Here is a 24,350-nt window from a genome sequence, read left to right on the forward strand (position 1 = left end):
CAGGGAAAGCGGTGCTTGCGCCGTCAGGCAACTCAGATGTATGGGCCGCTCACCGCCGCTTGCGGACATGGATGTTGATGTCGAGGTCGATGGCGCTGACGCAGGTCTGCTCGGTGCGGTGCGATCCGCCCTCGTGCCAACGGCCCTTGCGCAGGCTGATGTCGCTGACATTGGCGAGCCGCAGGCAGCGCCATTGCGGAAGCTTGCCCGAGCTCTCGCCGGCGAACTGCCAGGCCAGCACGGCCTCTTCACCGCTCTTGTTGTGGCCGATGATGTGCGGGCAGAGTTCGCGCGGCCGGCCGTCATAGATGCAGACGACCTGCTGCTCGGTGAGGATCGCCTTGCGGAAGAGGTCATAGCTGCGGCTGGGCATCGGCGCGGGTCTCGGTTGAAGGGTGGTGGCGGCAGCGGGCGCTTGCGCATCTGTTAGCATGACGCATCGACATCGCTTCTGGCCTGGGTTTGTTGTTCTTGTTACGTTCTTGACGGGGCCATATCGATCTGGGATTGTGCGTTTCGAGGCGCGAGCCCCCAAAGGTTGCACCGATGGCCAGACGAAACCGCCCGATCAACATGCCCGCGCCATACCTGCGGCGGGTCTGGCTCGAGCCTGCGCGGATCCCGGACCGCGAGGCTTACCCGTTCGTGCTGCCGCTGCTGCGCGACGATTTCGAGCTGAGCTTCGACAAGGCAATCACCATCATTGTCGGCGAGAACGGCACCGGCAAGTCGACGCTGCTCGAGGGGATCGCCGTGATGGCCGGCTATGATGATGCCGGCGGCGGCAAGGGCTATATGCCGGTCGATCACAGCAATGCGGTCGAGGAAATGGGCGGCTCGCTTGCGACCGCGCTCCGCGCGAGCTGGCTGCCGAAAATCACCAATGGCTGGTTCTTCCGCGCCGAGAGCTTCTTCTCGGTCGCCAGATATCTCGACTCCGTCGCCAGCCCCTATGCTGACTTCCTGTCGCATTCGCATGGCGAGGGCTTTTTGCGCTTCTTCGAGGAGCGCTGCCAGCGGCAAGGCATCTTCATCTTCGACGAGCCGGAATCCGCGCTGTCGCCGTCGCGCCAGATCGAATTCCTCAAGCTGCTGCACCGGATGAACGGCACCGGCCACTGCCAGGTGATCATGGCCACGCATTCACCGGTGCTGATGGCCTATCCGAATGCGACGCTGCTGCGGCTGACGAAATACGGGCTGGAGCCGGTGAACCTGAGGGACACCGATCATTACAAGGTCATGCGCGAGTTCTGCGACGATCCCAAAGGGTTCGTCGAGGCGGCGATCGAGGAGTGAGACCGCCGCCCGGCGGGCTTGCCTCCCGGGGAAGCCGCCGGCCGCGACTTCGCTCTGGTGCAAGAAGCCGGTCCCCGATCTAGTCTAGAACCCGGACCATAAACTGCGGCATGCGCCAGGCGGCGGATGGCCGACACACATCGGGAGAGAACAAGGATGAGGCGAACGATCGCGCGAGCTTGCGTCGTGGTGGCGGCATTGGCTGTGTTGGGGGCCGCGTGGGCTCACGGGCCGACCCGCCAGAAGGTGCGGGAATCGATCGAGATCGACGCGCCGCAGGCGAAGGTGTGGGCGGTGATCGGCAATTTCCAGGACATGAACTGGCTCGCCGGCGTCACCAAGACCGAGGGCGAGAAGGGCAACGAGATCGGCGCCACGCGGCGGCTGACGCTGGGCCCCGGCGCCACCGTCGACGAGGAACTCTACAAATACGAACCGGAGATGATGAGCTATTCGTACCGGATCACCGCGGTCGACGTGAAGGTGCTGCCGGTCACCAATTATTCCTCGACGCTGACGGTGTCGCCGGCGCCGGACGGCAAGTCGAAGCTGGAATGGGCCGGCGCGTTCTACCGCGGATTTCCCAACAATGATCCGCCCCCGGAGCTGAGCGACCAGGCCGCGGTGAAGGCGGTGAGCGGGCTCTACAAGGCCGGGCTCGAAGCGCTGAAGAAGAAGATCGAGAGCGGGACCTGAGCGTGCGCGCGATTGCTCTCGTCGCGCTGCTTGCCAGCCTCGGCGCCGCGCGCGCCGAGGAGGCGTTCGTCACCAACCAGCTCAGCGACGACCTCACGGTGGTCGATCTCGCGACCTCGAAGCCGGTCGCGACCATCGCGATCGGCGGCAAGCCCGCCGGCGTTGCCGTCAGCAATGACGGCCGCTTCGCCTATGTGACCAGCCCGGATGCCAAGGCGGTCACGGTGGTCGACGCGTCGACGCGAAAGGTCGTCGGCCGGGTTGATGTCGGCGGCGGGCCGCTCGGCATCGCGGTCGCGCCCGACGGCGCCACGGTCTATGTCGCCGACTGGTACGCCGCCGCGGTGCGGGTGATCGACGCCAGAGAGCGGCGTGTCGCCGCGAGTATCGCGGTCGGTGCATCGCCGTCCGGGCTGGCGGTGACGCCGGATGGGCTGCTGCTGCTGTCGGCCGATCGCGACGATGACAGCGTCTCCATCATCGACACCGCCTCGCGCGAGCGGAGGGGGATCGTGAAGGTCGGGACGCGGCCGTTCGGCGTCACGATCGATGCCGATGGCAAGCGCGCCTACACCGCCAATGTCGGTACCAACGACGTCTCGGTGATCGACATCGCGACCGCCCGCGAGATCGGCCGCGTCCATGTCGGCCTGCGTCCCTACGCGGTGGCGCTGGCGCAGGGCCGCGGTTTCGTCACCGACCAGTATGACGGCAAGGTCAGCGTGTTCGACCTCGCGACCTTGCAGCCCGTGAAGCGCATCACGGTCGGCGATTACCCCGAAGGCATCGAGGCGACCGCCGACGGCAAGCAGGTGTTGGTCGCGAACTGGGAGAGCAACACGCTGAGCGTGATCGACGCCGCCGAGATGAAGGTGATTGGCGAGGTCAAGGTCGGCGACGGCCCGCGCGCGTTCGGGGCATTCTTGAGAAGGACGGAGTAGGGGGGCCGGTAGCCCGCATGAGCGAAGCGATATGCGGGGCACGAGAAAGTCCCGGATATCGCTTCGCTCATCCGGGCTACTTGCGGACCATCGCAGGATGGATGGAGCGAAGCGATACCCATCATTCGGGCCGTGGGCTAATGGGTTTCGCTTCGCTCTACCCATCCTCTACGCCCCACGGCTCGGCGCCCTGTTGGCTCCTCGGGACGACAGGCCTATATTATCAGGCAAACACCAGGAAACAGGGAGGATGCAATGCATCATACCTTGGTGCCCAGTGACCGGGTCGAGCACGTCTGCGTCTACGGGCGCGACGGCGCAAAACTTGGGTCGATCGAGCGGCTGATGCTCGACAAGGTGAGCGGAACGGTGGCCTACGCCATCATCAAGACCGGCGGCGTGCTGAGCACCCACCACCACTATCCCGTCAGATGGGCCGCACTGCGCTTTGACCCTGTGCGCCAGGCCTTCGAGGCCGAGGTGACGCTGGACGACCTGCGGTCCGGCCCGTCCGAGTTCGACGGCGACGAGTTCGACTGGGGCGACCGCTCGCACGCCTACACGCACCCGAATTATTGGGCGGTGTAGCGCGGAGGTGAGAGTTGTTGTAGCCCGCATGAGCGAAGCGACATGCGGGGCAGACGTCGATGACTCCGAGAGTCCCGGATGTCGCTTCGCTTATCCGGGCTACTAGTCTACGACGCGTCGTCGTGACCTAAGCAAACGCAGACCCATGCCCCAGTTCAAGCCCGTCGGCTGGCCTTCCGTCATAACCCGAATTGTCACACGCGACGTCGCCGGCTTGGCCGGATTCCTGAGAGACGTTTTCGGCGCGGAAGGCGAAGTCCGGCCCGGCGCGCCAACGGAAATGCGGATCGGAGACTCGATCATCCTGATCAGCGACGGCGGAGGCGTCCGCGAGGCGATGCCGGCCTTTCTCTATGTCTATGTCGAGAACGCGGACGAGACCTATCGGCGGGCGATAGTGGCCGGCGCTGAATCGATCGAGGCGCCTGCGGACACGCCCTATGGCGACACGCGAGCGACGGCCCGGGATTCCTGGGCAAACGTCTGGCAGATAGCCACTTACCGAGGAAATCCGTAGGATGGGTGGAGCGAAGCGATACCCATCGTTCGGGCCGCGAGATGAGTCGATGGGTTTCGCTTCGCTCCACCCATCCTGCGCGCTACGTGCGACGGGCGTGGTCCGCTCGAAGCAACCACATGACCTGGTCGCGATACTGGGGTGGAAATGCGACAGAAAGCGGATGGTCCGCCGATCGCGACATCTTGCAAACAGCGTCATTCAGAATTGCCACATAGGTCATGGCGTTCGACACGTCGCTAATCAGGGGCACGTCCGCATGCGCTACGAATACGGGACCGTGGGGCAACTATGAGAGATCGCGAATACATTCCTCGAACGCATCCCAAGTGTTGCCAAAGTAATCGGGGAGTCGGAGCTGCGCTGCGAGCGTTGCCAAGAGCGCTGCTTTGCTTGTCACGTTTTCGGGAATGTCTGCGCGCGCCGCAGCGGTGTGCGGAGCGCTGTCATCTCCGAACGCGAAGCTTGTTTGCAGCCCGCTCACCCTGCCAATGTCACTCCGCCGCCTCGCTCGCTGAGCTCTTCCTCGGCTTGCTGTTCGCCTTCTTCAGCACCGGCGCCAAAAATTTGCCGGTGTAGCTGCGCGGCGCCTTGACGATGTCCTCCGGCGGGCCCCAGGCGACGATCTCGCCGCCGCCGTCGCCGCCTTCGGGGCCGAGGTCGATCACCCAGTCGGCGGTCTTGATGACCTCGAGATTGTGCTCGATCACGACGACCGTGTTGCCCTGGGCGACGAGCTCGTGCAGCACCTCGAGCAGTTTTGCGACGTCGTGGAAGTGCAGGCCGGTGGTCGGCTCGTCCAGGATGTAGAGCGTGCGGCCGGTGGCGCGCTTTGACAGCTCCTTCGCCAGCTTGACGCGCTGGGCTTCGCCGCCCGACAGCGTCGTCGCCTGCTGGCCGACATGGATATAGTCGAGGCCGACGCGGTGCAGGGTCTGGAAGGTTTCGCGCACGCGCGGCACCGCCTTGAAGAACTCGGCGGCTTCCTCGACGGTCATGTCGAGCACGTCGGCGATGCTCTTACCCTTGAACAGCACCTCCAGCGTCTCGCGGTTGTAGCGCTTGCCCTTGCAGGTGTCGCAGGTGACGTAGACGTCGGGCAGGAAGTGCATCTCGATCTTGATGACGCCGTCGCCCTGGCAGGCTTCGCAGCGGCCGCCCTTGACGTTGAAGGAGAAGCGCCCGGGCTCGTAGCCGCGCGCTTTCGCTTCGGGCAGACCGGCGAACCATTCGCGGATCGGCGTGAAGGCGCCGGTATAGGTCGCGGGGTTGGAGCGCGGCGTGCGGCCGATCGGCGACTGGTCGATGTCGATGATCTTGTCGATGTGCTCAAGGCCCTCGATGCGGTCGTGCGGCGCCGCGCCCTCGCTGGCATTGTTCAGTTTGCGGGCGATGGCGCGGTACAGCGTGTCGATCAGCAGCGTCGACTTGCCGCCGCCGGACACGCCGGTGACGCAGGTGAACAGGCCGAGCGGAATCTCGGCGGAGACGTTCTTGAGGTTATTGCCGCGGGCGTTGACGACCTTGATGGTGCGCCGGTGGTTCGGTGGCCGCCGGTCGGGCACGGGAACCGAAAGCTCGCCGGTGAGATACTTGCCGGTCAGCGATTTCGGGTTGCGCATGATCTGGTCGGGCGTGCCCTCGGCGACGATGTGGCCGCCATGCATGCCGGCGCCGGGCCCGATATCGAGCACGTAATCGGCGAGGCGGATGGCGTCCTCGTCATGCTCGACCACGACCACGGTGTTGCCGAGGTCGCGCAGCCGCTTCAGGGTGTCGAGCAGGCGGGCGTTGTCGCGCTGGTGCAGGCCGATCGACGGCTCGTCCAGCACGTAGAGCACGCCGGTGAGGCCCGAGCCGATCTGCGAGGCGAGGCGGATGCGCTGGCTCTCGCCGCCCGACAGCGTGCCGGACGAGCGCGACAGCGTCAGGTAGTTCAGGCCGACGTCGAGCAGGAAGGTCAGGCGCTCGCGGATCTCTTTCAGGATGCGTGTCGCGATCTCGTTCTGCTGCGCGTTCAGCGCCTCCGGCACCGTCTCGAACCATTCGCCGGCGCGCTTCACCGAGAGCTCCGAGATCTCGCCGATGTGCTTGCCGCCGATCTTGACGCACAGCGCCTCCGGCTTCAGCCGGTGGCCGTTGCAGCCGGCGCAGGGCACGTCGGAGAAATACTTGCCGAGCTCCTCGCGCGCCCACTCGCTCTCGGTCTCGCGGTAGCGGCGGTTGATGTTGGTGATGACGCCCTCGAACGGCTTCTTGGTGTCGTAGGAGCGGACGCCGTCCTCATAGGAGAACTTGATCTCGTCGTCGCCGGAGCCGTGCAGCAGCGCGTTCTGGACCTTCTTGGTGAGGTCCTTCCACTTGGTGTCGAGCGTGAACTTGTAGTGCTTGCCGAGCGCGGTCAGGGTCTGGATGTAATAGGGCGAGGACGATTTCGCCCAGGGCGCGATCGCGCCCTTGCGCAAGGTCAGCTCCTTGTCGGGGATGACCAGATCCTCGTCGATATGCTGCTCGACGCCGAGGCCGCCGCAGGCCGGGCAGGCGCCATAGGGGTTGTTGAACGAGAACAGGCGCGGCTCGATCTCGGGGATCGTGAAGCCGGAGACCGGACAGGCGAATTTTTCCGAGAACAGGATGCGCTCGGGCCCGCTCTTGTCGTGGATCTTCGCGGTCTTCTTCTTGTCCTCTTTCTTGTCGTCCTGGGCGGCCGCCGCCGGCGCATCGGCGTATTCGATCACGGCGAGGCCCTCGGCGAGCTTCAGCGCGGTCTCAAAGCTTTCCGCGAGGCGCTGGGCGAGGTCGGGACGCACCACGATGCGGTCGACCACGACGTCGATGTCGTGCGGGAATTTCTTGTCGAGCGCGGGCGCCTCGGACAGTTCGTAGAAGGTGCCGTCGATCTTGACGCGCTGAAAGCCCTTCTTGAGGTACTCGGCGAGCTCCTTCTTGTACTCGCCCTTGCGGCCGCGCACGACCGGCGCCAGCAGGTAGAGGCGGGTGCCTTCCGGCAGCGCGAGCACGCGGTCGACCATCTGCGAGACGATCTGGCTCTCGATCGGCAGGCCGGTGGCCGGCGAATAGGGCACGCCGACGCGCGCCCAGAGCAGGCGCATGTAGTCGTAGATCTCGGTGACGGTGCCGACGGTGGAGCGCGGGTTCTTCGACGTGGTCTTCTGCTCGATCGAGATCGCCGGCGACAGGCCGTCGATCTGGTCGACATCCGGCTTCTGCATCATCTCGAGGAACTGGCGCGCATAGGCCGACAGCGATTCGACGTAGCGGCGCTGGCCCTCGGCATAGATGGTGTCGAACGCGAGCGACGACTTGCCGGAGCCGGACAGGCCGGTGAACACCACGAGCTTGTCGCGGGGAATCTCGACGTCGATGTTCTTCAGATTGTGTTCGCGCGCGCCACGGATCGTGATGGCACGCGATGAGGAGCCGGCGTTCTGTTGGCGCTTCGCCTTGAGCACTTCATCCATAGCGACAGTTCCGGGCGCATGCTTGGGCGCCTTTTGGGCGCGCATCGCCGGTGATGCCGGGACCTTGCGCCGATGGGGTGTGAAGACTGGAACGTAGGAAGAACGGCCGACAATTTCCAGTGCTGAGTCGCGTCCATCAACGGATAGTTTGCCTGATGGCAGCAGCCGTCAGCAGCGCCGGTTCCGCGAGAGCCTTTCCCGTTCCGACGGAATCGGAACGGGGGACTCCAGATTCCTGCTTTGACGCGTTTTCTTTGCGCGAGCCGGAATCCGCTTCGCTTAAAAACGCTCCTACGCAAAAAGGCCGGCGCGAGGCCGGCCTTTCCGTGCGATCTGATCGCAGATCGATCTTAGTACTTGGCGACGATCGGGCCGCCGAAGTGATAGTTCACGCCGAACTGGGCGCTGTGCAGCTCGAGCGTACCGGACGGCACGCCGAAATAGTTCTCGCTGTCGAGGCTGCGATACAGGTATTCGCCCTTGATCGACCACTGCGGGGCGATGAACGCCTCGACGCCGGCGCCGACGGTCCAGCCGGAGTGGAAGTTGCTCTGCGAGGCGGTCACGCCGAGCGCGGTGACGCTGACCTCGTTGTTGGCCCAGGCGTAGCCGCCGGTGCCATAGAACAGCACCTTGTCGACGGCGAAGCCGAGGCGGCCGCGCACGGTGCCGAGCGAGTCGATCTTGCTCCGGGCGGTGACGCCGAGGGCGGAGACCGAAGCGTCGATGTCAGCGCCTGCAGCGTCGACCTCGAGGCCGTACACGATGTTGCCGGCCTGCCAGTTGTAGCCGATGGTACCGCCGCCGAAGCCGCCTTCCATGCTCGGGGTGCCGGAGTTCTCGCTGGCGTAGCCGCCGAAGCCGCCGACGTAGAAGCCGGTCCAGTTGTAGATCGCGGCCGGCGGCGGAGCCTTCACGTAGGGGGCGCGAGCCGCCATGTCGGCGGCCATCGCAGGTGCAAAAGCGCTCAGTGCAAACAAGCCGGCCGATGCCAGCAAAACATTCCTGATTTTCAAAGTCCGAGTCCCGTTTTTCTTGCCCATTTTCTTGTTGTCCCTTCAAAGATTTTGAAGAGAGCGTCACAGCAGTGTCGCGTGACGTGCCGGTGCTTCTACAGAGAAATGCCGGAACGTGTGTATCCGCGAAACCACAACGCACCGAAAACGGCCGCGGTGAGGCGCACGCGCACACGCAACGAAAAGCCGGCGCACAAACAAAAAGGCCGGCACGAGGCCGGCCTTTTGTCTGGATCAATCTGCTTCGCGCGTTCAGTAGCGCGCGACGACCGGGCCACCCCACTTGTAGTTCACGCGGACGGTGACGAGGTCGACGTCCTGACGATCACGGATGGTGCTGTTCAGCGTGCCGTTGGGGGCGATCAGGTTGTAGGTCTTGTCCTGCATGAACAGGTGGTCGTATTCGATGCCTGCGGTCCAGTTCGGCGCGAAGCCGACTTCGATGCCGGCGCCGACGGTGCCGCCCCAGCGGGTGTCGCTTGCGCTGCCGACCAGCACGCCGGTCGGGGTGAAGTAGGTGTTGAAGCGGTTGTCGGTCAGCGCCGCACCGCCCTTGGCGTAGAGCAGCACGTTGTTGACGGCATAACCGATCTGGCCGGTGAACAGGCCGAACGCGTCGATCTTGGACTGGTTGGTGAACAGGCCCGGGAAGATCGCGCTGCCGTTGCTGCCCTTCAGGTCAGCCCAGTCGCCCTGCGCTTCAAGGCCGAACACCCAGGCGCCGGCCTGCCAGCGATAGCCGATCTGGCCACCAGCGACGCCGCCGGTTGCGTCATGGCAACCGTCCGAGGCGAGGAAGATGCCGGCCGGGAGCTGGTCCCAGCAATTGTGGCTCGAGCCCCAGCCGCCGTTGGCGCCGATGTAGAAACCGGTCCAGTCATAGATCGGGGCAATCACGGGCGGCGGCGCCTTGGTGTAGGGGCGCGCAGCGAGGTCGGCGGCCGCGGCAGGCGCAGCAAACGCAATCAGAGCAACCGTACCGAGCAAAAACTTCTTCATTATCAATCCCCCAGCTCCCCGATCGGCTTCCAAACGGTCCCGAAGCACGATCCCAGACGCGAGCGCCCGCGCCATGATTGGTAGCTATACGCTGATTCAACCGCAAACGCCGTCTCCCAAATGCAACACTCGCGGAAGAAGTAACGATGAGGCAAGGCACTGATTTGCTTGCTATTTTTATAGATCTCGCTGCCAGGCGTCGGCCGGTGCCGATGTCGATTGCCGCTCCGTCAGCACTGGCCGCTTCTACGGCTGGTTGTGGCGAACAAAACTGGAACAATTCCGGATGCGATGCTATATCTCGAATATCGTGGATAACCGGCGCGACGGCAAAGGCGGCGAGCCGGCACCGGCGTATAGGGTCATCCACGACGCCTGCGACGTAAGTGGCGAAGGTTGAGAGTGGCGGCCGATGTCCGGACGCCCGGTTTTGAGTGGAGATGATGCGATGGCAGGAAGCGTGAACAAGGTGATCCTGGTGGGCAACCTCGGCAAGGATCCGGAAATCCGGCGGACGCAGGACGGCCGTCCGATCGCAAACCTTTCCATCGCCACCTCGGAAACCTGGCGCGACAAGGGCACCGGCGAGCGCAAGGAAAAGACCGAGTGGCACCGCGTCGTGATCTTCAACGAGGGCCTCTGCAAGGTCGCCGAGCAGTATCTGAAGAAGGGCGCCAAGGTGTACATCGAGGGTCAGCTGCAGACCCGCAAATGGACCGACCAGAGCGGCGTCGAGAAGTACTCGACCGAGGTCGTGCTGCAGGGCTTCAACTCCAACCTCACCATGCTCGACGGGCGCGGCGGTGGAGGCGGCAGCTTCTCCGATGATAGCGGCAGCGATTTCGGCTCGTCCGGACCGGTCAGCTCGGCGCCGCGCCGCGCCGTCGCCGCGGGCGGCGGCAGCCGCAACAGCGACATGGACGACGACATCCCGTTCTGAGGAGCGGTCGCGCTTCTATCGATGCCGTCAGGCGCCGTTCCGTGAAGATCATTTTCCGGAACGGTCGCTGCGATCCGGAGCGGCAATCTCCTCGTGTGGATTATGAGGATAACCCCGTAACCATCTGCTAGAACGGCGGTGGTTCACGTGCGGTGATGCGGGTTCCCTGAACTTTGACACAGGTCGATGTAAATGTTATTTACATTGATCTGCGGCATTTGATGTCTGGCCGCGAGCTTCACTCGAGGGCCGTCATCATGAGCCTCGCGCCATTGCTCGACGCAGCGCCTGCGATCCCGCTTCACGCCTTTGCCGCGATGGCCGCCTTCGTGCTCGGCTCCGTTCAGCTCGCCGCCCCCAAGGGCACGCTGCCGCACCGGACCCTGGGCTGGATCTGGGTGATCCTGATGTTGGTGGTCGCCGGAAGCTCGTTCTGGATCCATCAGATCCAGCTGGTCGGTCCCTGGAGCCCGATCCACCTGCTGTCGATCTTCTCGCTGGCGATGCTGGTGCTCGGCGTAACGGCCGCTCGGAGCCACAATGTCCGCCGCCACAGGTTCACGATGATCGGCATCTTCTTCGGCGCACTGCTCATCGCCGGACTGTTCACCTTCATGCCCGGGCGGATCATGCATGCGGTGGTTTTCGGCCACTGACGGGAGAGGCGAGTAGCGAATGGCGAGTGGCGAACAGGGATTTTTCCATTCGCTATTCGCCATTCGCTACGCGCTTCCCGACCAAGCAGCCGGAACCTCGGCGCTCCACCCGTAAGTGCATGAAAAAACGAAGGGAAAAACGGCTTGCCGGAGCCGCGCAAGGGTGGTTATCAGGCCTTCGATGGTCTATATGATTCCCCAGTAGAACTGACCGGATTTCCCCTTTGTCCGATAACGACGACCACAAGCCCGGCGAGCCGCCGGGACCCTCAGATATTCGTCCCGTTTCCATTCTCGACGAGATGAAGAAGTCCTACCTCGATTACGCGATGAGCGTGATCGTGTCGCGTGCGCTGCCCGATGCGCGCGACGGGCTCAAGCCGGTGCACCGGCGCATCCTCTATTCGATGCATGAGCAGGGACATACGCCGGACAAGAAATACGTGAAATCCGCCCGCGTCGTCGGCGACGTGATCGGTAAATATCACCCGCATGGCGACCAGTCGATTTACGACGCGATGGTCCGCATGGCGCAGGATTTCTCGCTGCGCGTGCCGCTGATCGACGGTCAGGGCAATTTCGGTTCGGTCGACGGCGATCCGCCGGCGGCCTATCGATATACCGAAGCGCGGCTGACCAAGGCGGCGCTGGCCGTGCTGGCCGACATCGACATGGAGACCGTCGATTTCCAGCCGAACTACGACAACTCCGAGAAAGAGCCGTCGGTTCTGCCGGCCCGGTTCCCGAACCTTCTGGTCAATGGCGCCGGCGGCATCGCCGTCGGCATGGCGACCAACATTCCGCCGCACAATCTCGGCGAGGTCGTCGACGCCTGCGTGGCGCTGATCGATAATCCGGCGCTCACGATCGACGAGCTGATCGACATCATTCCCGGACCGGACTTCCCGACCGGCGGCGTGATCCTCGGCCGTCAGGGCATCCGCAGCGCCTACCACCTCGGCCGCGGCTCGATCGTGATGCGCGGCAAGGTGACGATCGACACCATCCGCAAGGACCGTGAAGCGATCATCATCACCGAGATTCCCTATCAGGTGAACAAGGCGACGATGGTCGAGCGCATCGCCGATCTCGTCAAAGAGAAGAAGATCGAGGGCATCGGCGACCTGCGCGACGAGTCCGACCGTGACGGCTATCGCGTCGTCATCGAGCTGAAGCGCGAAGCGGTGCCCGACGTGGTGCTCAATCAGCTCTACCGGTTCACGCCGCTGCAGACCAATTTCCCGGCCAACATGCTGGCGCTGGATTCCGGCCGTCCGCAGACCATGAATCTGAAGGACCTGCTCACCATCTTCGTCGCGTTCCGCGAGCAGGTGGTGACCCGGCGGACCAAGTTCCTGCTCGGCAAGGCGCGCGATCGCGCCCACATCCTGGTCGGCCTCGCGATCGCGGTCGCCAATATCGATGAGATCATCCGTGTCATCCGAACCTCGCCCGATCCGAACACCGCGCGCGAGGCCCTGATGTCGCGCGACTGGCCGGCCCGCGACGTCGAGGCGATGATCACGCTGATCGACGATCCCCGGCATCGCATCAACGAGGATGGCACGCTGCGGCTGTCGATGGAGCAGGCCAGGGCCATCCTCGATCTCCGGCTGCAGCGCCTGACCGCGCTGGGGCGCGACGAGATTTCCGAAGAGCTCGACAAGCTGGCGGCCGAGATCGCCGACTATCTCGACATCCTGCGCTCGCGTGCCCGCGTACAGGGCATCGTCAAGACCGAGCTGGCGGAGGTGAAGCAGCAGTTCGCCACCCCGCGCAAGACTGTGATCATCGAGCAGGAAGGCGAGGTCGAGGACGAGGACCTGATCCAGCGCGAGGACATGGTCGTCACCGTGTCGCATGCGGGCTACGTCAAGCGCGTGCCGCTGTCGACCTACCGGGCGCAGCGCCGCGGCGGCAAGGGCCGCGCCGGCATGCAGACCCGCGACGAGGATTTCGTCTCGCGCCTGTTCGTGGCTTCCACGCACACGCCGGTGCTGTTCTTCTCGTCGCGCGGCCAGGTCTACAAGGAGAAGGTCTGGCGGCTGCCGATGGCGGCGCCGAACGCGCGCGGCAAGGCGCTGATCAATATCCTGCCGCTGGAGCAGGGCGAGCGTATCACCACGATCATGCCGCTGCCGGAGGATGAATCCTCCTGGGCCAATCTCGACGTGATGTTTGCGACGACCGGCGGCACCGTTCGCCGCAACAAGCTGTCCGACTTCGTCGACGTGCGCCGTTCCGGCATCATCGCCATGAAGCTCGGGGAAGGCGAGGCGATCGTCGACGTCCAGATCTGCACCGAGCATGACGACGTGCTGCTGACCGCCGCCGGCGGCCAGTGCATCCGTTTCCCCGTCACCGATGTGCGCGTCTTCACCGGCCGCACCTCGATGGGCGTGCGCGGCATTGCGCTGGCCGAGGCCGACAAGCTGATCTCGCTGGCGATCCTGCGCCATGTCGAGACCACCTCGGACGAGCGCTCGGCCTACCTGAAGATGCGCCGCGCCGTAGCCGGCGAGGCCGCGGCCGAGGAGCCGGTCGAGGCCGAGGGCGAGGAGACCGCGAATGCGATCCAGCTGTCGCAGGAGCGCTATGCCGAACTGTCGGCGGCCGAACAGGTGGTGCTGACCGTCTCCGTCAACGGCTATGGCAAGCGGACCTCGTCCTACGAGTACCGCACCACCGGCCGCGGCGGCAAAGGCATCGTCGCCATGAGCGTCAACAACCGCAACGGCAACCTGGTGGCGTCGTTCCCGGTCGAGGACGCCGACCAGATCATGCTGGTCACCGACAAGGGCCAGCTGATCCGCTGCCCGGTCGCCGACATCCGCGTCGCCGGCCGCTCGACCCAGGGCGTGATCGTGTTCGACACCGCCGAGGACGAGCACGTGGTCTCGGTCGAGCACATTCCGGAAGAGGAAAACGGCGAGAACGGCAACGGCGGCTAGCGCCGCCGGGCCGTTGAATTTCCTGTAGCCCGGATAGAGCGAAGCGAAATCCGGGGCTGTTGATGCGGCGTCGGTCGTCCCGGATTGCGCTTCGCTCCATCCGGGCTACGCTAGGGTATTCGCGGCGCGTTCCAACTCCTCGGTGATCTTCGGAAGCGCGTCCGCGTTGCCGATCTGCGCGAACCAGCACCAGAGCTCGAGCGTGCAGGCCAGCCGGTAGAGCGCGATCGTGGCCTCCCAGTCCGGCCGCTCGCTTGTGCCGTGGCCCGCGAGCAATCCGTCGCGCTTCGGCGCGTCCTTCGGCGTGAAGTAATAGAGCGCCTTGGCGACGTCCATCAGCGGATCGCCGGCGGTGGCATTCTCGAAATCGACGATGCCGGTGAGACGCGGCTGCCCCTCCGGTGTCACCAGCACGTTGCCGGCGTGGAAGTCATAGTGGCAGAGGCGAGGCGTGTCGGCTGCGTCGAGCAGGACGCTGCGCGCCAGGATGCCGGCCCGCAGCCGCGCGGCCAGCGCTTCGTCCCCGCCGCGCGTGCAAAACTCGGTCAGCTTCCGCTCGAACTGCGCGGACATGTAGGCGCGGTTGGTCGGGTGCGACGTCCAGACGCCGTGCGGGCCGATATAGCCGAAGCTGTCGAGCGTGATGGCATTGATATGGCGGAGCGCCGCGCCCATGGCGGCGTAGATCGAAAACAGCTCCTGATCCGTCAGCGCCGCCTCTCGGTTGCCGAGCACGACGCCGTCGAGCTTGCTCATCAGCACAAAATTGAAGTCGATCAGCGCGCGGCTGTCGTCGGCTGCGAGGATGCGCGGAATGGCAATGCCGGCGTCGCGCAGAAGTCCAAGGACATGGACCTCCTTCGCCATCTTCCATTGCAGCTGGGCGGGGTAGACCTTGAGGATGCAGCTCGGCGCATCCGCCCGCGTGATCTCGAGGATCGTGCTGATCTCGCCGCCGCGAAGCTCGGTGATGCCTGCCACGCGCGAGCCCGGCGCAACCCGATCGATGATCGCCTGCGCCTGGTCGATCGAAATCGCCAGGCGCGGCTTCAGCTGAAGAGGCGGATCGTCGGACATTTGCAAATGCCGTAGCCCGGATGGAGCGAAGCGAAATCCGGGAGCTTGCGGTGCGGTTTCGATTGTCCCGGATTGCGCTTCGCTCTATCCGGGCTACGCAGCTACGCAGGCGGCGAGATCAAATCTCGATCTCCGTCCCGAACTCCACGACCTGTCCGGTCGGCACGCCGAAGAACGCCGCCGACCGCTCGGCGTTGCGCTGCAGGAAGGCGAACAGCGATTCCCGCCACACCCACATGCCCGGAATGTCTTCCCGCGGAATGATGGTCTCGCGACCGATGTAGTAGGTCACATCGGTCAGCCGGAGACCGGGCAGTTTGCCCTGACGGCAGGCGAGCTTCAGCCCTTCGTAAACGGTCGGATATTGCATGAAGCCGTAACGCAGGATGACCCGGATGATGCCCGGGGTGACGTCGTGAACCACAACGCGATCCTCATCCGAGATGCGCGGGGATTCCTCGATCTGTACCGTGACCAGCAGCACGCGCTGGTGCAGCACGTGGTTGTGCTTGACGAACTGGGTCAAGGCGAGCGGCACGCCGTTAGGGGCGGAGGCGAGGAATATGGCGGTGCCCGGCAGCCGGCTGTGGCACTTGTTGACCGCGGTCTCGATCAGATCTTCTTCCGGCTGACGCAGCTTGCTGCGCGCCGTCTCGACCAGTTTCACGCCGCCGCGCCAGGTCAGCATCAGGAAGGCCACCGCAGCGGCGAGCAGCAGCGGGAACCAGCCGCCTTCGAACAGCTTGGTCGAGTTCGCCGCAAAGAAGATCGCGTCGATCACGAAAAAGAAGCCGTTCACCGCGATCACGATGATCGGCGAATAGCCCCACTGGATCGCGACCAGCGCTGCAAGCAGCGTGGTGATCGCCATCAACAGCGACACCGCAATGCCGTAGGCGCCGGCGAGTGCGTCGGAGCTGCCGAAGACCAGTACGGCGCCGAGTGTCCCGGCGGCGAGCAGCCAGTTCACCAGCGGCACGTAGATCTGCCCGATCGCATCGCTCGTGGTGTGCTCGATGTGCATGCGCGGCAGGAAGCCGAGCTGGATCGATTGCTGGGTCAGCGAGAACACACCCGAGATGATGGCCTGCGAGGCGATCACCGTGGCAATGGTCGCGAGCAGCACGAGCGGGTAGTGCGACCAGTCCGGCGAGAGCTGGAAGAACGGGTTGTCGATCGCGGTCGGATCGGTGATCAACAGCGCGGCCTGGCCGAAATAGTTCAGCACCAAAGCAGGCAGGCAGACGGCGAACCAGGCGAGCCGGATCGGAAAGCGGCCGAAATGTCCCATGTCGGCATACATCGCCTCACCGCCGGTCACCGCGAGGAAGGCAGCGCCGAGGATGGCGAAGCTGACGTGAAAATCCTGATGGATCAGGAAATCGAATGCATAGAGCGGGCTCAGCGCAACCAGCACGCCGGGCGCCTTGACGATGCCGTGAATGCCGAGCGCTGCCAGCACGGCGAACCAGAACAGCATCACCGGGCCGAAGATCCTCCCGATGAAGCCGGTGCCCTGCTTCTGCATCATGAACAGGCCGATCAGGATGACGACGGTGATCGGCACCACCGCAGGGGTCAGCGAGGGCGCGTCGACCTTGAGGCCCTCGATCGCCGACAGCACCGAGATGGCCGGCGTGATCGCGCCGTCGCCATAGAGAAGGGCGGCACCGATCAGGCCGACCACCAGAAGGTGGGCGCGCCAGGTGCCGGGCGCCGCGTTGCGCGCCGAGAGCAGCGCCAAGAGCGCGACGATGCCGCCTTCGCCGCGGTTGTCGGCGCGCAGGATCAGCATCGCGTATTTGATCGAGATGATGAGGATCAGCGCCCACAGGATCAGCGAGACCACGCCGAGCACCGCGCTCTCGGTGAGCGGACCGCCATGGGTGGCGGCCTTGGCGGCTTCCTTCAGGGCGTAGAGGGGGCTGGTGCCGATGTCGCCGTAGACGACCCCGAGGGCACCGAGCGTGACGGCAACCGGGATCGGACTGGACGGGGGGTGGCCAGAAGAAACGATGGCGGGCGTACTCGTCACGGCAATCCCCCGATGTCTTGCGCGCGCCGGGTTATCCGGCCGGGCGCCTTAGACGATAGTCTGCGACGGGACGTCGCAAATTACCATTGGGTTTTGTGTGACGGCCTGACCTTACGCCAGGCTGACGATCGACTTCGCTTGAATGCGCGCTACGGGGTACGGTCGGCGGTGACCAGGCGGGCTTCGCGAACCACCGTCTTGTTGCCGGCGGTGCGCAGGCACGAGGCCTCGAAATTCGGCCAGGCCTGCTGCGAGCAGTCCTTGCCGACCGGGTGGACGTCGAGACGGTCGCTCTTGGCCAGCGGCTGCGGGGTGGAGGCTTCGACCTGCGGCGCAAAGCCCGGCAGCACGGTGAGCGCGGCGGCAATGAACGCGGCAACAGCGATGGCGGAAAGTGCCTTGATCATGACGGTCCCCAGTTGATCGGGCCGCCCGGGCCCGTCGTTTCGTTGTCCAACGTCTACCGGCCGCAAGTTTCCTGGTGTCTTCGCCACCGCGGGAAATGGTTTCGTCGAGGGCCGGTTTTGTTTCGTCCGCCAACGGCCGACGAAACATTCACCCCGTAGACGCTGGCATCCCAGGACTCGTTCACTGGACGACTGGAAATTTGTTTCGAGCAGGCGATGGAACCCGGGCGGCTTGCCGGGGAGAGCCGGGCGGGTTAGGAGGGACCATGTCCCGTATCGCGATCTATCCCGGCTCCTTCGATCCCGTCACCAACGGCCATCTGGACGTGGTGAAACAGGCGGTCTTCCTCTGCGACCGCCTGATCGTCGCCATTGGCGTCCATCCCGGCAAGAAGCCGCTGTTTTCCACCGAGGAACGGCTGGCCATGGTCCATGAGGTGTTCGGCCCCATCGCCCAGCAGGCGGGCTGCGCCTTCGAGAGCGCGACCTATGACAATCTCACGGTCGCGGCGGCGCGTGCGTCCAAGGCCACGCTGATGATTCGCGGCCTGCGCGACGGCACCGATCTCGATTACGAGATGCAGCTGGCCGGCATGAACGAGGCCATGGCGCCGGAGGTGCATACCGTGTTCGTTCCGGCGTCGGTTGCGGTCCGCCCGATCACCGCCACACTGGTGCGCCAAATCGCCCAGATGGGCGGCGACTTCTCTTCATTCGTGCCGTCATCGGTCGCCGCTAGCCTGAAGGCCAAGTTCGCCGGCTGACCCCGGCGGCCTGCCACACCCCGAACGTTAAAGCTCCGGAGTTGCCATGATCCGCATTCTCGCATTCGTTGCCGCGCTGCTCTGCGTCGTGCCCGCGGTCGCGCAGCCGCTGCCGGCCAATCTCGACAAGGCCGATGCGATCGTGATCGACACCACCAAGGGCCGCATCGTCATCAAGCTGCGCACCGACATCGCGCCCAAGCATGCCGAGCGCATCAAGCAGCTGGCGCGCGAGGGCTTCTACAACAACGTGCCGTTCCATCGCGTGATGGACGGCTTCATGGCGCAGACCGGCGACGGCCAGAACTTCAACGGCACCGGCGGCTCGAAATATCCGAACCTGAAGCAGGAATTCTCCCAAGTCCCGTTCAAGCGCGGCATCGTCGGCATGGCCCGGCGCGGCGACAGCGTCGACAGCGCCAATTCGCAGTTCTTCATCATGTTCGCCGACGGATCGAGCCTGAATGGCCAGTACACCGTGGTCGGCGAGGTGGTGCAGGGCATGGACGTGGTCGACAAGCTGAAGAAGGCATCTGCGGGCTCGCCTGGCGGAGCCGTCACCGATCCCGACAAGATGGTGAAGGTGCAGGTCGCATCCGACATCAAGTGATCCGCGATGGCGGCGCGCAGCAAACCACGTGCCTGGTTCGCCGCGCCGCTGCTGGTGTGGCTCGCGCTAGGTGGACCTGCGGCGGCCGAGCCGGAGCAACTCAATACGATCAAGGACGTTGTTCTGGCCATCCACCGCTGCTGGCGGCCGCCGCCGGCGGACAAGGCCGGCCCGATCGACATCACCGTCATTGTCAGCTTCAACCGCGAGGGCGCGATCCTCGGACATCCCAGGATCAGCTATGAATCGCAGGAGGCGACCGACAACGACCGGATTGCATACCGGATCGCGGTGATGGAGACGTTGCAACGCTGTACGCCGTTGCCATTTACCGAGAGCCTGGGCGGCGCGGTCGCCGGCCGTCCATTCGCAATCCCGTTCAGGAATAAGAAGTATCCACCCCGAAGCCAGGAGAAGCGAGCATGGCTGCTACCGAAAATACTCTGATCCTCGAAACCACCCAGGGCCCGGTCACGATCGAGATGCGCCCGGATCTCGCGCCCGGCCACGTCGCGCGGATCAAGGAACTGGTGCGCGAGGGCTTCTACGACGGCATCGTGTTCCATCGCGTGATTGACGGCTTCATGGCGCAGACCGGCTGTCCGCAGGGCACCGGCATGGGCGGCTCCGGCAAGAAGCTGAAGGCCGAATTCAACAAGGAGCCGCATGTCCGCGGCACCGCCTCGATGGCCCGCGCCGCCAATCCGGATTCCGGCGACAGCCAGTTCTTCATCTGCTTCGACGACGCCTCGTTCCTCAACGGCCAGTACACCGTCTGGGGCAAGGTCACCGAGGGCATGGAGAACGTCGACAAGATCAAGCGCGGCGAGCCGGTGAAGGATCCGGACAAGATCGTCAAGGCGCGGATGGCCGTCGACGCGGCGTAAGTCAAACACTCCGTCATTCCGCGGCGATGCGCAGCATCGAACCCCAATGCGTAATTGCGCATTGTGGAATCTCGAGATTCCGGGTTCACGCTTCGCGTGCCCCGGAATGACGGCGCTGAGGTATTATTCACCGCCATGCGCACCGATCTCTTCGACTTCGAACTCCCCCCGGAAAGCATCGCGCTTCGCCCCGCGAGCCCGCGCGATGCCGCGCGGATGCTGGTGGTGCATCTGGACGGCGTGCTGCGCGACGCCGCGATCGCCGACCTGCCGCGGTGGCTGGAGCCGGGCGATCAGGTCGTCGTCAACGACACCAAGGTGATCGCGGCGCAACTCAAGGGCCGCCGGATCGGGCGCGACACCGAACCGAAGATCGAGGCGACCTTGATCAAGCGGCTCGACGGCTCGCGCTGGCAGGCGCTGGTGAAGCCGGCGAAGAAGCTCAGCCCCGGCGATACCATCCGCTTCGGCAATGAGGGCAGGGTCTGCCTGCTCGGCAATCTCGATGCAGAGGTCGAAGCCAAGGGGCAGGAGGGCGAGGTGACGCTGTCATTCTCGTTCCATGGTCCGGTGCTCGACCAGGCGATCGCTGATGTCGGCGCCACGCCGCTGCCGCCCTACATCGCTTCCAAGCGCACGCCTGACGACCAGGACGTCAGCGACTACCAGACCATGTTCGCCGCCAATGAGGGCGCGGTCGCAGCACCGACGGCGGGGCTGCATTTCACGCCCGCGCTGGAGGCCGCGCTGAAGAGGCGCGGCGTCGAGCTGCACCGCCTCACGCTGCATGTCGGGGCAGGGACGTTCCTGCCCGTGAAGACCGAGGAGACCTCGGAGCACAAGATGCATGCCGAATGGGGCTGCATCTCCGCCGAGACCGCTTCCGCCTTGAATGCCGCGCGCGCAAAAGGCGGCCGGATCGTCGCGATCGGCACCACGTCGCTGCGGCTGCTGGAAAGCGCCGCCAATGCCGACGGCGCGATCGAGCCGTTTGCGGCGGAAACCTCGATCTTCATCGCGCCGGGCTACCGCTTCCGCGCGGTCGATATTTTGCTGACCAACTTCCATCTGCCGCGCTCGACGCTGTTCATGCTGGTCTCGGCGTTCTCCCGCCTCGAGACGATGCAACGCGCCTACGCCCACGCGATCAGGGATGGCTACCGGTTCTACTCCTACGGTGACGCGTGCCTGCTGTTTCGCGCGCGAGGCTAGCTCCGCAAGCACGGCTGCTTCACCGTCACCCCCGCGCAAAGGCTTCGCCTTTGTCGCTGAGGCGGCCGCTTCTTCAGCGGCCCTCGAAGGGCGACGGCCCGACTGGGGCCGATGCATCCTTCGAGACGCCCGCCGCGCGGGCTCCTCCAGCGACAATGGCTGCGCCATTGCGCGGGGATGACGGTTCTTGCATTCACGCCATCGCGCGTTCGGGCAGCAGCTCGGCGATCTGCACCGCGTTGAGGGCGGCGCCCTTGAGCAGCTGATCGGCCGCGACGAACATCGAGATCGAGTGGCCGCTGGGATCGCTGAGATCCTTGCGGATGCGGCCGACCAGCACGTCGTCCTGGCCGGAGGCGTCGATCGGCATCGGGAAGTAGTTCTTGGTGCGATCGTCGACGACCTTGACGCCCGGCGCCCGCGCCATGATCGCGCGCACCTGGTCCTCGGTGATCGGCTTCTCGCATTCGAAGGTGATCGCCTCGCAATGCGCGCGCAGCACCGGCACCCGCACGCAGGTGACGCCGACCGCGATCTTCTCGTCCTCGAAGATCTTGTGGGTCTCCTTGATGACCTTGGTCTCCTCGTCGTTGTAGCCGGTCTGCGGATCAATAGCGGTGTTGTGGCTGAACAGGTTGAAGGCGTAGGGGTGCGGCATCACCTTCGGGGTATAGACCTGTCCGTTGAGATTGGCGCGGGTCGATTCGACGAGCTCCTCCATCGCGGCTGCGCCGGCGCCGCTCGCGGCCTGGTAGGTCGAGATGATCACGCGCTTGATGCGGTTCTTCTGGTGGATCGGCCACAGCGGCACCAGCGCGGTGATGGCGGCGCAGTTCGGGTTGGCGATGATGCCCTTGTGGTCGCGGATGCGGTTGGCGTTGATCTCGGGGATCACCAGCGGCACATTCGGATCCATCCGGAACGCCGAGGAATTGTCGACCACGACAGCGCCGGACTTCACCGCAAGCGGCGCGAACTTCCTGGAGATGCCGCTGCCGGCCGAGAACAGCGCGATGTCGACGCCCTCGAAGGCGCGTTCGGTCAGCTCCTCGATCACGACCGGCTTGCCGCGGAAGCTGACGGTCTTGCCAGCCGAGCGGGCGCTCGCCAGCGCCTTCAGCTTGCCGACGCGGAAGCCGCGCTTGTCCATGGTGGCGATGAATTCGGCGCCGACGGCGCCGGTGACGCCGACAATCGCGACGACGGGATCGTTACTCACTTTGTCCTCCATTTCAGTCTCGGTTGAGCATGATCTGATCGGAAAACCGGTTCCCACTTTTCCGGATCATGCTGTTGGGCTGCAGGCAATAAAAAAGCCCCGGACCTTCATCAGGCGGGGCTTCGGGTAGAGATGATGCGGTTCGACCGACTACGCGCGCACGCCTCCCGAGGCCCCGGAGGGCTTGGTGGTTTTGCTGGTGCATTTGGTCGCGGTGATCATGGTTCGGACTTATGCGGGACAGATCGGCGTCCGTCAACGGCTTTTGGGCGAAAACTTGGCGAGGGAAAACTTGGCAAGGGAAAGCTTGGCGAGTCCCGCGCCGGCCTCAGCGCCTGCGCGCGCCGGGCGGTTCGAGGATCACCTCTTTCAGATCGCTGCCGGCGAGCACGACGATGACGAAATTGAGCTTGCCGCGTTCGCGCATCAGGCCACCGCTGATCGCCTTTCCCGAGGTCGTGCGCTCGGCCACCCGCACGGCGTCGGCGAGGCGATGCCGGAGCGCCCTGAGCACGGCGAGGTTGTCACGGTCTTCGGTGCCGAGCGACTTCAGCGGCGCGGCGGCCTCGCCACCCACCACTTCGCCGGTCGCCGCGTCAATGGCGTGGCGCCAGATGCGGTCCTGCTGCATGGTCTTGACCCGGTAGACCGCGGGCTCCGACGCGCCGTCGAAGCTGATGTCGGCGGTGATCGAGCCGGAGTGCAGCGCCTCCGCAATCGCCATCGCCTTGCGCAGCGAGATCTGGGCCGCCTGGAAGCTGTCGAGCTCGCGGCGAACCGCGTGCACGTCGAGCGCGGTGTCGTTGTCCTGCGGGGTGAGCGCCGCGGCCGTTGAGCTCGTGATCGCGTAGGCCGGCGTCGCGAAGGGCAGGGCAATGAGCGCGGTTGCCAGCAGCCGCGTGCCGAATGCCCAATGCCGCAGTGCGTGTAATCGTCCCGTCGTCATGGTCGCATCCGTCGCGTCGAACCGCCCCCCGGGCAGAGAAAGTGCGGCCGACCTTTGTTAGTCAGAGGTCGGCCGCCGAACGTTCAGACGGAGCGATGGCGGCAGCTCCGTCGTGACGATCGAAGTTACAAGGCGACACGAAACCGTTGGGGGGCTGAACTTGGGTTCCGCGTCTCATTGCAACTAAACAATACGGTTTCGTTCTGTTTTCTTCAAGGTTCATCACGACAACGTGTGAGACGATGCAACGATCCTAAAACTGTCAGCGGGCCGGGCGGCGGCGCGTCTTCGTCGCTTCCTTGGCCGCCTCGCGAAGCCGGTCCTGCGGCCCGACGGCGCCGGCGAGAAACAGCCGGATCGAGACCTCCATCCGGGTCTCGGCGGTCTTCATGTCGATCGGAATTCCGAATGTCGCCATCCGGTGGGTGTGGCCGACCACCATGTTGAGGAATGTCTCGGCCGCGATCGTGGTGTCCTCGAGATCGAGGACGCCCATGTCGACCAGATGGTCGAAGAAATCCGCCGTGGTGGAAACCGCCTTCGACCAGCCCTCGTCGACGGCAAGCTTGGCGACCTCGGGGAAATTGATCGCTTGCGCGGTCAGGATCCGGCTGAAGGCGATGGAGTCGGCGCTGCAATTCAGCACCAGTAGCTGGCGGCCGAGCTCGATCAGCCGTTCCTCGACCGAACCGTCGCAGTTGCTGCCGGTCTGCGCTTCGGCCGCCGCAGCGGCGAGCGGGGCAAGCCAGCGGGCGATCTCGCGGCGGAGCACCGCGGCGAACAGGCCGCGCTTGTCGCCGTACTGACCGTAGACGGTGGGCTTGCTGACGCGGGCGGCCTCGGCCACCGCGTCTATCGACGTCGCATCGAAGCCGCGCTCGAGGAACAGGCGGGTGGCGACCTCGATCAGCCGCTGGTCGCGCTCGATCGCGGCGTCCCGCGTCGGCCGGCCGCCGCGTGACTTGATCACGCCGCGTTTGGCCGCCTTGGCCTTGGTTGCCGTCAATCCCATTTGCCCATTCATCTCGTTGTGCGTCGGACGGGTCTGTCCGGTCTATAACCCGCGCGATGCGGATTCGTCCATTCGGCGGTACCGGGAGCAGGCCGC

Annotated in this window: 24 protein-coding genes and 1 pseudogene; 14 read left to right on the plus strand and 11 right to left on the minus strand. The window is 64.9% G+C overall.

What is annotated here, in order from left to right; all coding sequences use genetic code 11:
• Nucleotides 1–49: 49 nt before the first annotated feature.
• Nucleotides 50–373 (minus strand): hypothetical protein, encoded by a 324-nt coding sequence (locus ACVWYP_RS25600; RefSeq protein ID WP_304495313.1) that lies wholly within the window; start codon nucleotides 371–373, stop codon nucleotides 50–52.
• Between the two features lie 281 nt (nucleotides 374–654).
• On the opposite strand from ACVWYP_RS25600, the pseudogene ACVWYP_RS25605 reads away from it, so the two are divergent.
• The 6 genes and pseudogenes from ACVWYP_RS25605 to ACVWYP_RS25630 all read left to right on the plus strand — a co-directional run.
• Nucleotides 655–759: pseudogene (locus ACVWYP_RS25605) on the plus strand (AAA family ATPase); the annotation flags it as partial.
• A gap of 69 nt (nucleotides 760–828) precedes the next feature.
• Nucleotides 829–1,299 (plus strand): AAA family ATPase, encoded by a 471-nt coding sequence (locus ACVWYP_RS25610; RefSeq protein WP_422109746.1) that lies wholly within the window; start codon nucleotides 829–831, stop codon nucleotides 1,297–1,299.
• A 156-nt stretch (nucleotides 1,300–1,455) separates the two neighbouring features.
• A complete protein-coding gene (locus ACVWYP_RS25615) occupies nucleotides 1,456–1,995 on the plus strand; it encodes an SRPBCC family protein (protein ID WP_304495314.1) in 540 nt (179 codons plus the stop codon).
• 2 nt (nucleotides 1,996–1,997) lie between these two features.
• The gene (locus tag ACVWYP_RS25620) at nucleotides 1,998–2,936 is read left to right on the plus strand and encodes a YVTN family beta-propeller repeat protein (protein WP_304495315.1); all 939 of its coding nucleotides are present in this window, start codon (nucleotides 1,998–2,000) and stop codon (nucleotides 2,934–2,936) included.
• A gap of 255 nt (nucleotides 2,937–3,191) precedes the next feature.
• Nucleotides 3,192–3,524, plus strand: coding sequence for a PRC-barrel domain-containing protein (locus ACVWYP_RS25625; protein ID WP_304495316.1), 333 nt, complete (start codon nucleotides 3,192–3,194; stop codon nucleotides 3,522–3,524).
• 145 nt (nucleotides 3,525–3,669) lie between these two features.
• Nucleotides 3,670–4,041, plus strand: a complete 372-nt coding sequence (locus tag ACVWYP_RS25630; RefSeq protein ID WP_304495317.1) for a VOC family protein — start codon at nucleotides 3,670–3,672, stop codon at nucleotides 4,039–4,041.
• Nucleotides 4,042–4,330: 289 nt separating this feature from the next.
• Here ACVWYP_RS25630 and ACVWYP_RS25635 read toward each other — a convergent pair whose 3' ends face one another.
• The 4 genes from ACVWYP_RS25635 to ACVWYP_RS25650 all read right to left on the minus strand — a co-directional run bounded on the left by ACVWYP_RS25635 (nucleotide 4,331) and on the right by ACVWYP_RS25650 (nucleotide 9,538).
• On the minus strand, nucleotides 4,331–4,525 hold the full coding sequence (locus ACVWYP_RS25635) for a barstar family protein (RefSeq protein WP_369525519.1): 195 nt from the start codon (nucleotides 4,523–4,525) through the stop codon (nucleotides 4,331–4,333).
• Nucleotides 4,526–4,535: 10 nt separating this feature from the next.
• Complete coding sequence (uvrA, locus tag ACVWYP_RS25640; RefSeq protein WP_028340754.1) at nucleotides 4,536–7,523, minus strand: excinuclease ABC subunit UvrA; 2,988 nt, start codon at nucleotides 7,521–7,523, stop codon at nucleotides 4,536–4,538.
• Between the two features lie 350 nt (nucleotides 7,524–7,873).
• Nucleotides 7,874–8,533, minus strand: coding sequence for an outer membrane protein (locus ACVWYP_RS25645; protein ID WP_304500299.1), 660 nt, complete (start codon nucleotides 8,531–8,533; stop codon nucleotides 7,874–7,876).
• A 258-nt stretch (nucleotides 8,534–8,791) separates the two neighbouring features.
• Nucleotides 8,792–9,538: an outer membrane protein gene (locus ACVWYP_RS25650; RefSeq protein WP_038387116.1), complete on the minus strand. Its 747-nt coding sequence runs from the start codon at nucleotides 9,536–9,538 to the stop codon at nucleotides 8,792–8,794.
• 448 nt (nucleotides 9,539–9,986) lie between these two features.
• Here ACVWYP_RS25650 and ACVWYP_RS25655 point away from each other — a divergent pair, with 448 nt between their 5' ends.
• The 3 genes from ACVWYP_RS25655 (at nucleotide 9,987) to gyrA (ending at nucleotide 14,085) form a co-directional block, all read left to right on the plus strand.
• Nucleotides 9,987–10,478: a single-stranded DNA-binding protein gene (locus ACVWYP_RS25655; RefSeq protein ID WP_304495318.1), complete on the plus strand. Its 492-nt coding sequence runs from the start codon at nucleotides 9,987–9,989 to the stop codon at nucleotides 10,476–10,478.
• A gap of 257 nt (nucleotides 10,479–10,735) precedes the next feature.
• Nucleotides 10,736–11,134 (plus strand): DUF2306 domain-containing protein, encoded by a 399-nt coding sequence (locus ACVWYP_RS25660; protein ID WP_304495319.1) that lies wholly within the window; start codon nucleotides 10,736–10,738, stop codon nucleotides 11,132–11,134.
• Between the two features lie 224 nt (nucleotides 11,135–11,358).
• Nucleotides 11,359–14,085, plus strand: a complete 2,727-nt coding sequence (gyrA, locus tag ACVWYP_RS25665) for a DNA gyrase subunit A (protein WP_304495320.1) — start codon at nucleotides 11,359–11,361, stop codon at nucleotides 14,083–14,085.
• Between the two features lie 105 nt (nucleotides 14,086–14,190).
• Here gyrA and ACVWYP_RS25670 read toward each other — a convergent pair whose 3' ends face one another.
• From ACVWYP_RS25670 to ACVWYP_RS25680, 3 genes are all read right to left on the minus strand, one after another.
• Nucleotides 14,191–15,162 carry a phosphotransferase family protein gene (locus ACVWYP_RS25670; RefSeq protein ID WP_304495321.1) on the minus strand — a complete coding sequence of 324 codons (972 nt, stop codon included), beginning with the start codon at nucleotides 15,160–15,162 and terminating at the stop codon, nucleotides 14,191–14,193.
• Nucleotides 15,163–15,280: 118 nt separating this feature from the next.
• Entirely contained in the window at nucleotides 15,281–17,179 is a 1,899-nt protein-coding gene (locus tag ACVWYP_RS25675; protein ID WP_439711200.1) for a KUP/HAK/KT family potassium transporter, read from the minus strand.
• A gap of 167 nt (nucleotides 17,180–17,346) precedes the next feature.
• Complete coding sequence (locus ACVWYP_RS25680) at nucleotides 17,347–17,604, minus strand: hypothetical protein (RefSeq protein WP_038387125.1); 258 nt, start codon at nucleotides 17,602–17,604, stop codon at nucleotides 17,347–17,349.
• 266 nt (nucleotides 17,605–17,870) lie between these two features.
• Here ACVWYP_RS25680 and coaD point away from each other — a divergent pair, with 266 nt between their 5' ends.
• The 5 genes from coaD to queA all read left to right on the plus strand — a co-directional run bounded on the left by coaD (nucleotide 17,871) and on the right by queA (nucleotide 21,077).
• Entirely contained in the window at nucleotides 17,871–18,368 is a 498-nt protein-coding gene (gene coaD / locus ACVWYP_RS25685; protein WP_028340745.1) for a pantetheine-phosphate adenylyltransferase, read from the plus strand.
• Between the two features lie 46 nt (nucleotides 18,369–18,414).
• Nucleotides 18,415–18,978, plus strand: coding sequence for a peptidylprolyl isomerase (locus ACVWYP_RS25690; RefSeq protein ID WP_304495322.1), 564 nt, complete (start codon nucleotides 18,415–18,417; stop codon nucleotides 18,976–18,978).
• 6 nt (nucleotides 18,979–18,984) lie between these two features.
• Nucleotides 18,985–19,425, plus strand: a complete 441-nt coding sequence (locus ACVWYP_RS25695; RefSeq protein WP_304495323.1) for a hypothetical protein — start codon at nucleotides 18,985–18,987, stop codon at nucleotides 19,423–19,425.
• Nucleotides 19,401–19,865, plus strand: a complete 465-nt coding sequence (locus ACVWYP_RS25700; RefSeq protein ID WP_028340742.1) for a peptidylprolyl isomerase — start codon at nucleotides 19,401–19,403, stop codon at nucleotides 19,863–19,865. The genes ACVWYP_RS25695 and ACVWYP_RS25700 overlap by 25 nt, the downstream gene beginning before the upstream one ends.
• Before the next feature lie 135 nt (nucleotides 19,866–20,000).
• The gene (gene queA, locus ACVWYP_RS25705) at nucleotides 20,001–21,077 is read left to right on the plus strand and encodes a tRNA preQ1(34) S-adenosylmethionine ribosyltransferase-isomerase QueA (RefSeq protein ID WP_304495324.1); all 1,077 of its coding nucleotides are present in this window, start codon (nucleotides 20,001–20,003) and stop codon (nucleotides 21,075–21,077) included.
• Nucleotides 21,078–21,270: 193 nt separating this feature from the next.
• Here the strand turns inward: queA and ACVWYP_RS25710 are convergent, their stop codons facing one another.
• The 3 genes from ACVWYP_RS25710 to ACVWYP_RS25720 all read right to left on the minus strand — a co-directional run bounded on the left by ACVWYP_RS25710 (nucleotide 21,271) and on the right by ACVWYP_RS25720 (nucleotide 24,254).
• Complete coding sequence (locus ACVWYP_RS25710; RefSeq protein WP_304495325.1) at nucleotides 21,271–22,308, minus strand: aspartate-semialdehyde dehydrogenase; 1,038 nt, start codon at nucleotides 22,306–22,308, stop codon at nucleotides 21,271–21,273.
• Nucleotides 22,309–22,624: 316 nt separating this feature from the next.
• On the minus strand, nucleotides 22,625–23,242 hold the full coding sequence (locus tag ACVWYP_RS25715; protein WP_304495326.1) for a PepSY domain-containing protein: 618 nt from the start codon (nucleotides 23,240–23,242) through the stop codon (nucleotides 22,625–22,627).
• 262 nt (nucleotides 23,243–23,504) lie between these two features.
• Nucleotides 23,505–24,254: a TetR/AcrR family transcriptional regulator gene (locus tag ACVWYP_RS25720; RefSeq protein WP_304495327.1), complete on the minus strand. Its 750-nt coding sequence runs from the start codon at nucleotides 24,252–24,254 to the stop codon at nucleotides 23,505–23,507.
• Nucleotides 24,255–24,350 lie beyond the last annotated feature (96 nt).

This window comes from Bradyrhizobium sp. USDA 3262 (genome assembly GCF_054060035.1).

What these genes read in the sequence shown, in the direction of transcription:
- ACVWYP_RS25700 (WP_028340742.1), top strand. Translation starts at nt 19,401, where the DNA reads ATGGCTGCTACCGAAAATACTCTGATCCTCGAAACCACCCAGGGCCCG.
- ACVWYP_RS25695 (WP_304495323.1), top strand. Translation starts at nt 18,985, where the DNA reads ATGGCGGCGCGCAGCAAACCACGTGCCTGGTTCGCCGCGCCGCTGCTG.
- ACVWYP_RS25630 (WP_304495317.1), top strand. Translation starts at nt 3,670, where the DNA reads ATGCCCCAGTTCAAGCCCGTCGGCTGGCCTTCCGTCATAACCCGAATT.
- coaD (WP_028340745.1), top strand. Translation starts at nt 17,871, where the DNA reads ATGTCCCGTATCGCGATCTATCCCGGCTCCTTCGATCCCGTCACCAAC.
- ACVWYP_RS25615 (WP_304495314.1), top strand. Translation starts at nt 1,456, where the DNA reads ATGAGGCGAACGATCGCGCGAGCTTGCGTCGTGGTGGCGGCATTGGCT.
- uvrA (WP_028340754.1), bottom strand. Translation starts at nt 7,523, where the DNA reads ATGGATGAAGTGCTCAAGGCGAAGCGCCAACAGAACGCCGGCTCCTCA.
- ACVWYP_RS25680 (WP_038387125.1), bottom strand. Translation starts at nt 17,604, where the DNA reads ATGATCAAGGCACTTTCCGCCATCGCTGTTGCCGCGTTCATTGCCGCC.
- ACVWYP_RS25655 (WP_304495318.1), top strand. Translation starts at nt 9,987, where the DNA reads ATGGCAGGAAGCGTGAACAAGGTGATCCTGGTGGGCAACCTCGGCAAG.
- queA (WP_304495324.1), top strand. Translation starts at nt 20,001, where the DNA reads ATGCGCACCGATCTCTTCGACTTCGAACTCCCCCCGGAAAGCATCGCG.
- ACVWYP_RS25650 (WP_038387116.1), bottom strand. Translation starts at nt 9,538, where the DNA reads ATGAAGAAGTTTTTGCTCGGTACGGTTGCTCTGATTGCGTTTGCTGCG.
- ACVWYP_RS25715 (WP_304495326.1), bottom strand. Translation starts at nt 23,242, where the DNA reads ATGACGACGGGACGATTACACGCACTGCGGCATTGGGCATTCGGCACG.
- ACVWYP_RS25690 (WP_304495322.1), top strand. Translation starts at nt 18,415, where the DNA reads ATGATCCGCATTCTCGCATTCGTTGCCGCGCTGCTCTGCGTCGTGCCC.
- ACVWYP_RS25660 (WP_304495319.1), top strand. Translation starts at nt 10,736, where the DNA reads ATGAGCCTCGCGCCATTGCTCGACGCAGCGCCTGCGATCCCGCTTCAC.
- ACVWYP_RS25625 (WP_304495316.1), top strand. Translation starts at nt 3,192, where the DNA reads ATGCATCATACCTTGGTGCCCAGTGACCGGGTCGAGCACGTCTGCGTC.
- ACVWYP_RS25610 (WP_422109746.1), top strand. Translation starts at nt 829, where the DNA reads ATGGGCGGCTCGCTTGCGACCGCGCTCCGCGCGAGCTGGCTGCCGAAA.
- ACVWYP_RS25720 (WP_304495327.1), bottom strand. Translation starts at nt 24,254, where the DNA reads ATGGGATTGACGGCAACCAAGGCCAAGGCGGCCAAACGCGGCGTGATC.
- ACVWYP_RS25600 (WP_304495313.1), bottom strand. Translation starts at nt 373, where the DNA reads ATGCCCAGCCGCAGCTATGACCTCTTCCGCAAGGCGATCCTCACCGAG.
- ACVWYP_RS25670 (WP_304495321.1), bottom strand. Translation starts at nt 15,162, where the DNA reads ATGTCCGACGATCCGCCTCTTCAGCTGAAGCCGCGCCTGGCGATTTCG.
- ACVWYP_RS25710 (WP_304495325.1), bottom strand. Translation starts at nt 22,308, where the DNA reads ATGGAGGACAAAGTGAGTAACGATCCCGTCGTCGCGATTGTCGGCGTC.